We start from the raw sequence: 10,340 nt of genomic DNA, 5'->3' as shown, positions 1-10,340 counted from the left end.
TCCATCAGCTCCAGCGCGGTCTGCAACAAGCACACATGGGCTTCACAGCCCGCAATGACCACGGTCTGGCGCTCCGCCACCTGTGCGGCTTGGGGTTTTTGCAGGTGTTTGGGCAGGCTGCGGGCGTTGCCAGCCGCCGGACGCGCCGCAGGACGCAGCCAATCCAGCAGCCCTTCGGACGTGGCGCTGAAATGCATTTTCGACAGCGTCCGCTCGCACAGCGCCCGCAAGGCGGGCGCATTGGGTCCGAGTTTGGCGGGGTTTTGTTCGGTGCCACAAATGGGCACCCCAAACCGTTTGGCCGCTTCGGCCAGACGCAGCGCGTTGGCCAACACCAGCTCGCTCTCCCATATGGCCGGCATCAAGGCCTCCTGGAAATCCACCAGCACCAGCTGGCAGTCATCGGCATCTAACAACATGATCGGCCTTTCGATTGCGCGGTTCGCCTGCGCGGGCGCGCAGGACGGGAATTCGGATACCCGATTGTGACAAACGACACGCCCACCCGCGCCGACAAGCGTCAGAACAAGTCGGTTTGACCAACCTGCGGCGGCTCCACGACCGCTGGCGCGCCATCTGGGCCCCCGCTTTGCCATCGATCCACCCCTTGCCGCAAGAAGGCCAGAAAACGGCCAGCCTGCTGGTCCGCCCCGGTGTCGTCTTGGTGCAGCACCAGCAAACCGATACCAAACGCCAGGGCATCCTCGCACAGCCGCCAGGCCCAGGTCTGCGGGCAACCCTGCTCTACCAGCGCCTCTGCGCACAGCGCGATCACCGGGAACAGGTCCGCCCTGGTTGGCTGCGCCTCTTGCATAAGCGCAGCAGCTTGTGCGCCGGGTGCAGCCAGCAACAGCGGCACCAACTGGGGGTGCCGCTGCAGATGCTCCAGCCAGGCCAGGGCCCGCGCTTCCAGCAAATTGCCCGGCCTGGCCGTGCCGGGCACAGCGGCCGCACCGGCGGCATCCACAACGGATTTGGCCCGCACGCCACGTGGCAGCCGGGCACCCGACACCGCCTGCTCCATTTGCAGCAGCATCTCCTGGCGCAAAGCCAAGAAGATGGCGTCTTTGCTGTCGAAATAGCCGTACAAGGCCCCCACGGTGTAGCCGGCACGGTGCGCCAGATCGCGCATATTGAAGCCCGCAGCACCGTGCTCCAGATACAGCGCGCTCGCCAATGTCAACAAGCGTGCACGCCGCTGCTCCACGCCTTGCAGGCGCCGGCTCTCTCGGCGCCCCTGGCGCAGGCGCAATTCCTCGACCTGTGCCTTGGAGGGCAGTTCGGCAATGGCATCAAAACGGACGTGCATATTGAAAGCGGGCAATTTTTCAACAAATTCAACCAATGCCGGATATTTTATCTTTTTTTCATTTTTATGAACAACGTTTAATTTTTTAATCTTGAGTAAATTTTTTGACCGTAGATTAAAATAAGATGGATCATCTGCGTGGGTGGCGCCGCATAAACACCAGCGCGAAGCGCAACACCCCATTCGAAATCGACCCCAAGCAGCCACAGATCCTTTGCAGGTCACAAAGAACAAGAAAATCAATACACTTCGGCGCTTTTCTCACTTGACTTCACGGAACAAGCTCATTAGGCTTCGCGCATGAGATTTTGGCTCCCGTCCGTCCTTCTGGTTTGCGCCGTCGCTGCGCACGCCGCGCCGCAAGACGCCAGCTACGACGACATGGACGCCTTGCTCAAGGAAAAGGGCCTGATGTCGCGCTTGTCCAAGCAGCTCCAGCAGACCCGCGACACCATGAGCGACAAGGCGTCGGCCCTGGTGCTCGATGCGATGGGTTTTCTGGGCGTGCCCTACAAGTACGGCGGCAACAGCGCCGAAACCGGTTTCGATTGCAGCGGTTTTGTGCGAGCCGTGTACGAACAGTCGTTTGGCAAGATATTGCCCCGCCGCTCGGACGAACAAGCCGCCGCCACCGAAGAGATCGACAGCAGCGATCTCAAGCCTGGCGATCTGGTGTTCTTCAACACCATGCGCCGCGCCTTCAGCCATGTCGGCATCTACGTCGGTGATGGCAAATTCATCCATTCGCCGCGTTCGGGCGCCCATGTGCGCCTGGAAGATATGCGCATCGCATATTGGAAAACCCGATTCAACGGAGCGCGCCGCGTGCCCGCTCCACAAGAAGGCACAGCCGCCCAGTAGTGGCGTGGGCGCAAGCCCGGTTTCCTGGCGCCCCCACGGGTGCCGTCACGGTGTGCGAAGCGGGCCTGAACAGCACGTTGCCACCGAGATGAGCGATACCGCGAGCCGCAGCGGTCGTTACCGGACCACCCAGTCCATCCCACAAGCCCAGGCCCCGACGGGGACGCGATATGGCTCCTCACAAAGCACCACCCACAGCGCGGATGCGCAGGCCGACTGTTCCAAATTGAACAACACCCTATGCAGGGGTGCGCAACACGCCAAACTTTGTAACAATACGCATCTTTAAAACCAAAGGGTTCATGTGATGCAAGATGAGATGCCTAAATCCAACAATACGGGCATAGGGAGCGCGGTCGAGCGTGAAATGCATCGCCAGATGAGCGCACCTTCAGCGATAGGCGCTTCGAACCCGGCGGCACAGAGCAAAAACGCAGAGGCGGAGAAAAACCGCCAGCAAGCGCTGGCCCGCCGGTTGGAGCAACTGCGCAGTGCGATGGGCGATCCCGCCCCGGACGCTGCGGCAACTGCCCAAGCGCCAGTGCCAACGCCAGCACCCGCCTCGGATTGGGATGCAACGCCAACAACGGAGCCAGACCGGGTCGTGGCACCCTCCTCCTCGACACGGACCGTGGCACTGGGTTTGGCATTCACCGCCTTGGTTGCCGGCGCGCTCTGGTGGACCCTGGGAGACACGCCGCCGGTAGAGGTAGCAGCCACAGCAGCCCCATCCCCGGCCCCTGAGGTGGCTCCGGCGGCTCCGGTGGCCCCTGCTACCGTCGAACCTGCCCCGGTCGCAGCCGCCCCAGCGGTTGCACCCCCGGTAGCTCCCGCTGAAGTGGCCACGCCAGAGGAACAAGTACTGAAACTGGTGGAAGCCTGGCGACTGGCGTGGTCCAGCCGCGACGCCGACGCCTACCTGAGCCACTACAGCCCCAATTTCGCCCCCGCCAACGGGCAGGCGCGCGCCGACTGGGCCGAGGGCCGGCGGAAAAATTTCGCTGCCCGCCAGTTCATCGACGTGAAAACCCAGGACATGCAAGTCACACCACTGGGCGAGCAGCGGATCCAGCTGAGCTTTCTACAAGATTACGATTCGGGCAATTACCAAGAAACCGCCCAGCCCAAGACCTTTCTGCTGGTGTTGGAAGACAAGCAGTGGCGCATCGCCGGCGAATGGCAGGGCACGCGGCAAGTGCCGAACCAGAGCAAGCCCTGAAGACCAGCGGCGGGACCGACCAAGCCCGCGCTTCCGAAAGACCCCTGCGGGGGGCACCAGCCTGTTGGAGACAGCAGGCTGGTCAATGGCCCGAGATGCTCAAGGCCGCCGCTGCACTTATGCCCGCGCAATGTGCAGCACCGTGTGGATAAGTACGGGGACAAGCCCGCGAAGCCGCACCGGCACTGGCTTGCCGAGGGGCGCTTAAAAATCAGGCAGTCGCCGGGTTCCACGCGCCTCTTCGGTCATGGGCAGAGCCCTGCAGACCATGGCTCTCAGAAAAGCACGCGGCTGCGAATGGTGCCCGGCACCTGGGCCAACTTCTCCAACGCCAGATCGGACGAAGCGGCGTCCATGTCGATCACCACATAGCCCACCGCCTCGTTGGTCTGCAGGTACTGGGCTGCGATGTTGATGTGGTTGTCGGACAGGATGCGGTTGATGTGCGACAGCACGCCGGGCACGTTGCGGTGGATGTGCAGCAAGCGGTGTTTGCCCGGGTGTGATGGCAGGGCCACTTCGGGAAAATTCACGGACGACGTCGAGGTGCCGTTGTCGCTGTACTTGACCAGCTTTTCGGCCACTTCCAGGCCGATATTGGCCTGGGCCTCCATGGTGGAGCCGCCGACGTGTGGGGTCAGGATGACGTTGTCAAGCCCGCGCAACGGCGACTGGAACTCGTCTTTGTTGCTGCGCGGCTCGACTGGAAACACATCAATGGCCGCGCCCAGCAGCTTGCGCGCCTTCAAGGCCTCGGCCAGGGCCTCGAGGTCGACCACGGTGCCGCGTGCCGCGTTGATCAAGATGGCGCCCGGCTTCATGGCGGCGATCTCGGTTGCACCCATCATCCACTGCGTCGAGGGCAGCTCGGGCACGTGCAGGCTCACGATGTCGCTTTGCGCCAACAGCGCATGCAAACCTTGCACCTGGCGCGCATTGCCCAGCGGCAACTTGTTGACCACATCGTGGAACACCACCTGCATGCCCAAGGATTCGGCCAGCACCGACAGCTGCGTGCCGATCGAGCCATAGCCCACAATGCCCAGCGTCTTGCCGCGGATCTCGTAGGCGCCCTCGGCCGATTTGAGCCAGCCGCCCCGGTGGGCCACCGCATTCTTCTCGGGGATGCCACGCAGCAGCAGAATGGCTTCGGCCAGCACCAGTTCGGCCACGGAACGGGTGTTGGAATACGGCGCGTTGAACACGGCAATGCCGCGGTCCCGCGCAGCGTTCAGATCGACTTGGTTGGTGCCAATGCAAAAGCAGCCCACGGCCACCAGCTTGTTTGCGTGGGCCAGCACCTCTGCGGTTAGCTGGGTACGCGAGCGTATGCCCACAAAATGCGCGTCTGCAATCTTTTGCAGCAGCACCTCGTCGGGCAAGGCGCCGGGAACCGACTCGATCTGCGCATAACCCGCCGCGCGCAGGACGCCGAGCGCAGACGGATGCACCCCTTCGAGCAACAGGAAACGGATTTTGCTTTTGTCCAGTGAGGTGTATGCCATAGGTGGGGTGCGCAAGTGGTTCAACGGCGCCCGACAAAGTCGGGCCAGCACCAGTCTCGCACAACACCAGGATCGCACCGACACCTATCCTTGTTCAGCCCTGGCGAACACCGGGCATCCCTAACACCAAGGACCAAGGCCCCGATGAGCGCACGGACCGGCCCGCGCCGGTGAACCTCAGCCGCGACAGGCCGTGGCGTCGGGAGTCCCCTCGCGTTCGGCATCCAGCAAAGGCAGCAGCTGGGGTGCCAGTTGCTTCAACAGTTGCACCGGCAAGCCGCTGGTGAAATCGTAGTTGGCGGCCTTTTCGCCCGGCACGAAGGCGGTGATCGTGCCGTAGAAGCGGTCCCCGATGCCGAACACGAAGGTGGCCGTGCGGTTCACCACCCGCGAGCTGAGCAAACGACCGCCCTCGCCATAGGTGTTGAAGCGCTGGTCACCGGTGCCGGTTTTGCCACGGACCGGAATGGGTGTGCCGTCCGAACGCACGAAGGCGTTGAGCACGCGCCGCGCCGTGCCCTCTTCCACCACCCCCAGCATCACCGCGCGCACCGCCTGGGCCACCTCGGGTGCCAGCACCTGCTCGGCCGTCACCGGCCGCGGCTGCAACACGGTTTCGTAGGGCGTGCCGGCGGCGAAATGCAGGCCCAAGATGCGGCTATTGAGTCTGCGGACACCATCGTTCTGCAAAATCCCCATCAGTTCGGCCAGGGCTCCGGGTCGATCGGCCGATGCGCCCAGCGCCGTGGCGTAAGAAGACACCAGCGCAGCAAACGGGTAACCCATGCTGGCCCACTGGCGGTGGACTTCCAGAAATCCTTCGCCCTCCAGCAAGGTCAAAATCCGCCGGTCCTGCGCGCTCTTGTGGTGCGTCGAGAACAACCACTGGTAAACAGCCTGCCTTTGCGCAGCACTGGCTTCCATCACCTGCGTCTGCGTCGCCTGCGGATGGGTCTGCAAATAGCCCACCAGCCACAGCTCCAAGGGGTGCACGCCGGCCAGATAGCCACGGTCGGCCAGCGACATGCGCTGGGGCGCGTATTGCCCATACAGCCGTTCGAGACGCTCATCGCTGGCGTCCTTGTCCTGGGGAAGATGCTCCGCCACAAAGGCCTTGAACGCCTCCAGCGAGGCGTCTGGCGCAATGGTCCGGTGGATGGCCGCGAGTCGCGAGCTGGTGGTGCGCAAACCGTCGAGCAACGCCGCCTGCCGTTCTTGCGGATTCTTGCCCTGGTACTTGGTCAGGAAACGCCGGATAAAAGTCTGCCCCTCCCGGTCGGCAAAGCGCTCCAGGTACGCCGCGCGTCTGGGGTCGCCCGCGTCGCGCAATATTTGCGCCGACGATCCGGGCACCAGGAACATGTAGTGGTTCACGATATCGCGCATCAAACGGATGAACACCAGATTGACGGAGCTGCGCAAGGCGTCCTGCACCGAGAGCGATCTGTCGTTGTCGGCGCGGTTGAAGTTGCCAAAGCGGTGCTCTCCACCGCCGGTGAAAAACACTTCGTTCGGACTGGCCGAATAGCGCCGGGCCAAGGCGGCGTCCAGCATGGGGCGCAGGGATTTGTCCGGGGTCTGCAGCAAATACGCCACCGCCCATATCGACAGCACATCCTTGGCGTCAAAGCTCTGTTCGCGCAGCTCGGCCTCGTCCATCAAAGACAGGCGCCCGTGCAGCCGACCGATCAGGTCCAGGTAGGTCACCAAGGTGCGCAACTTGGCCGTAGACCCCAGATCGAGCTTGCTGCCGTCGTTGACGTTCAAGGGCTGATCAAAGTTGTCCGCCTGCACACGCAGCAGGTTGCGGTGTTCGCCCCGTTCATACAGATTGAAGCTGTACACCACATCCTGCGGGTCACCTTGGCCAAGCAAATGTTTTTGGTTCAAGCCCAGGGCCTTGACCTGCTCGGGGTTGCGCAGCTCGCGCAGAAACTGGGTCACATTTTTCTGAACTTGGCCATCGAAGCTGCTCTCCACGCGCAAATCCAGGCGGTCCAGTTCGTACAGGCTGTTGTCCAACAAACCCGAGACATGGGTGCGCACCGCGTTGGCCGCTTTTTGCGCCACAAATGCGACATCGGGCGATGCCACCCGTTCGGTGCTGCGGGTCAGCGGTATGGCGAGCGCAGCGTCCCGCAGTTGCGGGGAGATCACTTGGGCCTTTGCTAACAAGCGCAGGTGGAAGTTGGTGATCTCCTCCAGCTCGGCGATCGGCGCCAGCAGGTAAAACGAAGGCCTCCGTTGTGCGATCTGCAAGCTCAAGACCTGCTTGTACAGCAGCGCTGCGGCCGGGCTGTCACCAGCACCGCCCTGGTTCTCGACCAGGATGCGCTGGACCTCGGCGAAGTCGCGGCCGAACCAGGCCCACAAGCCGTCCCCAATGCCATGCACTTCGCCAAAGCCCGCCTTGGCCGACAAGGGCATGGTGTTCAGGTAGGTCACCACCACCTGTTGACGCGCCAGCGTGGTGTCTTCGCCGGCTTGATAGGCGCGCAAGCTGGCCGACGCCATTTGCTGCAGCTTGTCGCCCATGGATCCAGTGCGCCCCTGCGGCGAATGGCGGTACTTTTCGATTTGTGTGGCCAAGGTGCTGCCACCCGGTGTGTTTCCACCATCGCTACCCGCATTGCGCAGCGCACCGAAGACCGCAACGGCCAGGCGGTCCCACTCCACCGCCGGGTTGCGCCTGGCTTGGCTGGCGTCCAGCAACTCGCGGTTTTCGATGAACAACAGGCTGGCCACCCATGGCGGCGGCAGATCTTCAAAGCGCTCGATCACACGCGCTGGCTGCTGCCGCAGGTACAACAAATCCCCCCGGCAGTCCTGGATGCTCAGACCACCCTGCAGCTTCTCGCGGTAGGGTGCGAAATAGCCCTTGTCCAGAACATCCACCATGCCGGGTGAAATTCTGGCCTGCTGCCGGATCTCAAACTCGCGCTGCTGCAGCCGATCCAGAAACAGCGGCAACTTCGCATAGCCCATGCGGTCGTCGAACGGCGCGCTGCCGGGGAACCGAATCGCGGGGCTGGGGCCATCGCCCAGTTCGAACTGAGCCTTGTGGGCCAGCCGGGAAAAAAAGCGGGCCTGATAAGCCGAGGTGCGCATCTCTTGCGCGGCGAACCAGGCTGCCCCCGAGATCACCACAACCAGCAGCACAAACCACACAAGCTTGAGCCAGAACAGGAACCGCGCCCACTTCCCTCGAAAACCTGTCATCTTGTCGTCTGCCTATGGCTTGTAGAACGGGGCGGCACACACTGCCCCCCACCGCTAGGCTCTCATTGTGCACTGCAATACGACCGGCCCCAGGCAAGCCCATGGCAATGTTTCTGGCCCACGGAAGCGCCGGCCTGACCCGCCACGGATCGCTCACTGAGCAAAGCAGCGGACGCCGCTGTCTGGGCTGCTTCCCCCATAAGAAAGCCGCCGACTCTGGCGAGGCGGCGGCTTGTTCAGTGCGCGCAAGTCGGTGCGCGGATTTACTTCTTGATTGGTGGCAAATCGGTACAAGACCCGTGCGCCACCTCGGCGGCCATGCCGATGCTCTCGCCCAGCGTGGGGTGCGGGTGGATGGTCTTGCCGATGTCCACCGCGTCCGCACCCATCTCGATGGCCAGCGCAATCTCACCGATCATGTCGCCCGCATGCGTGCCGACCATGCCGCCGCCCAGGATCTTGCCGTGGCCGTGGGCCTCGGGTGAATCGTCGAACAACAGCTTGGTGACGCCTTCATCGCGCCCGTTGGCAATGGCGCGGCCAGAGGCGGTCCAGGGGAACAGGCCCTTCTTGACCTTGATGCCTTGCGCCTTGGCCTGGTCTTCGGTGAGACCGACCCAAGCCACTTCGGGGTCGGTATAGGCCACGCTGGGGATCACGCGGGCGTTGAAGGCCGCTGCGGCCAGTTCTTTGATGCCCTGCTGTTCACCGGCGATCACCTCGGCCGCCACATGCGCTTCGTGCACCGCCTTGTGCGCCAGCATGGGCTGGCCCACGATGTCGCCGATGGCGAAGATGTGGGGCACGTTGGTGCGCATCTGGATGTCGACGTTGATGAAGCCGCGGTCGGTCACGGCCACACCGGCTTTGTCGGCGGCGATCTTCTTGCCGTTGGGTGTGCGGCCCACGGCTTGCAGCACCAGGTCGTAGACCTGTGGCTCGGGCGCTTTGCCACCCGGTTCGGCGCTCTCGAAGCTCACCTCGATGCCTTCGGGCGTGGCTTTCGCCCCCACCGTCTTGGTCTTGAGCATGATGTTGTCGAAGCGCTTGGCGTTCATCTTCTGCCAGATCTTGACCAGGTCGCGGTCGGCGCCCTGCATCAGGCCGTCCAGCATTTCCACCACGTCCAGGCGCGCGCCCAGGGTGCTGTAGACGGTGCCCATTTCCAGGCCGATGATGCCGCCGCCCAGGATCAGCATGCGCTTGGGCACTTCTTTCAGCGCCAGGGCGCCGGTGGAGTCGACCACGCGCGGATCGTCGGGCATGAAGGGCAGGCGCACGGCTTGGCTACCGGCGGCGATGATGCAGTTCTTGAAGGCAATGGTCTTCTTGCTGCCGGTCTTTTCTTGGGCCTCGCCCGAGGTTTCTTCCACCTCGACGTGGTTGGGGCCGACGAAGGCGCCGTAGCCGCGCACGGTGGTGACCTTGCGCATCTTGGCCATGGCGGCCAGGCCACCGGTGAGTTTGGTGATCACCTTGTCCTTGTGGCCGCGCAGCTTGTCGATGTTGACCACCGGACGGCCAAACTCCACGCCGAGATCGGCCATGTGGCTGACTTCGTCCATGACCGCAGCGACGTGCAGCAAGGCCTTGCTGGGAATGCAGCCCACGTTGAGGCAGACGCCACCGAGCTGGGCGTAGCGCTCCACCAGCACGACCTTGAGGCCGAGGTCGGCGGCTCGGAAGGCCGCGCTGTAGCCGCCCGGTCCTGCACCCAACACCAGCAGGTCGCATTCGAGGTCGGCGCTGCCGGCGTAGCTGGCGGCCGTGGGCGCCACCACGGGAGCGGTTGGGGTAGCTGCTGGCGCAGCCACTGGGGCCGCAGCGGGTGTGGCTGCGGGGGCTGGGGCGGCTGTCGCTGCGGCGTCTTCGCCTGCCGCTTCCAGCGTCAGCACCACGCTGCCTTGCTTGACCTTGTCGCCCAGCTGCACCTTGATGTCTTTCACCACGCCGGCGTGCGACGAGGGGATTTCCATCGAAGCCTTGTCGCTCTCGACCGTGATCAGGCTTTGTTCGGCCGTGACGCTGTCACCGGGTTTGACCAGCAATTCGATCACCGCGACTTCGTCGAAGTCGCCAATGTCGGGAACTTTGATATCCATGAGTGCCATCATTTTTCCATTTCAGTTAGGGTCCGAGCAAAGCTGCGCTTCGCTTGGGCCCCAAAAATTAGAGCAGTACACGACGGAAGTCGCCGAGGATCTGGCCCAGGTAGGCGTTGAAGCGG

General features: G+C 63.3%; 7 protein-coding genes. 2 read left to right on the top strand and 5 right to left on the bottom strand.

Going from position 1 to position 10,340, the window contains the following annotated elements; translation table 11 throughout:
- Together ABYB95_RS10420 and ABYB95_RS10415 are read right to left on the bottom strand one after the other, a co-directional pair.
- On the bottom strand, positions 1-419 hold a 419-nt coding region (locus tag ABYB95_RS10420), incomplete at its 3' end, for an isochorismatase family protein (protein WP_372658430.1).
- A gap of 101 nt (positions 420-520) precedes the next feature.
- Positions 521-1,324 carry a TetR/AcrR family transcriptional regulator gene (locus ABYB95_RS10415; protein ID WP_372658429.1) on the bottom strand — a complete coding sequence of 268 codons (804 nt, stop codon included), beginning with the start codon at positions 1,322-1,324 and terminating at the stop codon, positions 521-523.
- Positions 1,325-1,609: 285 nt separating this feature from the next.
- On the opposite strand from ABYB95_RS10415, the gene ABYB95_RS10410 reads away from it, so the two are divergent.
- The gene (locus ABYB95_RS10410) at positions 1,610-2,170 is read left to right on the top strand and encodes a C40 family peptidase (RefSeq protein ID WP_372658428.1); all 561 of its coding nucleotides are present in this window, start codon (positions 1,610-1,612) and stop codon (positions 2,168-2,170) included.
- A gap of 838 nt (positions 2,171-3,008) precedes the next feature.
- Positions 3,009-3,389, top strand: coding sequence for a hypothetical protein (locus tag ABYB95_RS10405; RefSeq protein WP_372658427.1), 381 nt, complete (start codon positions 3,009-3,011; stop codon positions 3,387-3,389).
- A 275-nt stretch (positions 3,390-3,664) separates the two neighbouring features.
- Here ABYB95_RS10405 and serA read toward each other — a convergent pair whose 3' ends face one another.
- From serA to lpdA, 3 genes are all read right to left on the bottom strand, one after another.
- Positions 3,665-4,894: a phosphoglycerate dehydrogenase gene (gene serA / locus ABYB95_RS10400; protein WP_372658426.1), complete on the bottom strand. Its 1,230-nt coding sequence runs from the start codon at positions 4,892-4,894 to the stop codon at positions 3,665-3,667.
- A 177-nt stretch (positions 4,895-5,071) separates the two neighbouring features.
- Entirely contained in the window at positions 5,072-8,113 is a 3,042-nt protein-coding gene (locus tag ABYB95_RS10395) for a transglycosylase domain-containing protein (RefSeq protein WP_372658425.1), read from the bottom strand.
- Positions 8,114-8,376: 263 nt separating this feature from the next.
- Positions 8,377-10,224 (bottom strand): dihydrolipoyl dehydrogenase, encoded by a 1,848-nt coding sequence (lpdA, locus tag ABYB95_RS10390; RefSeq protein WP_372658424.1) that lies wholly within the window; start codon positions 10,222-10,224, stop codon positions 8,377-8,379.
- Between the last annotated feature and the right edge of the window lie 116 nt (positions 10,225-10,340).

The organism is Hydrogenophaga sp. (assembly GCF_041633695.1).
Lineage (GTDB): Bacteria > Pseudomonadota > Gammaproteobacteria > Burkholderiales > Burkholderiaceae_C > Hydrogenophaga.
This window is presented reverse-complemented; position numbering and strand designations above follow the sequence as displayed.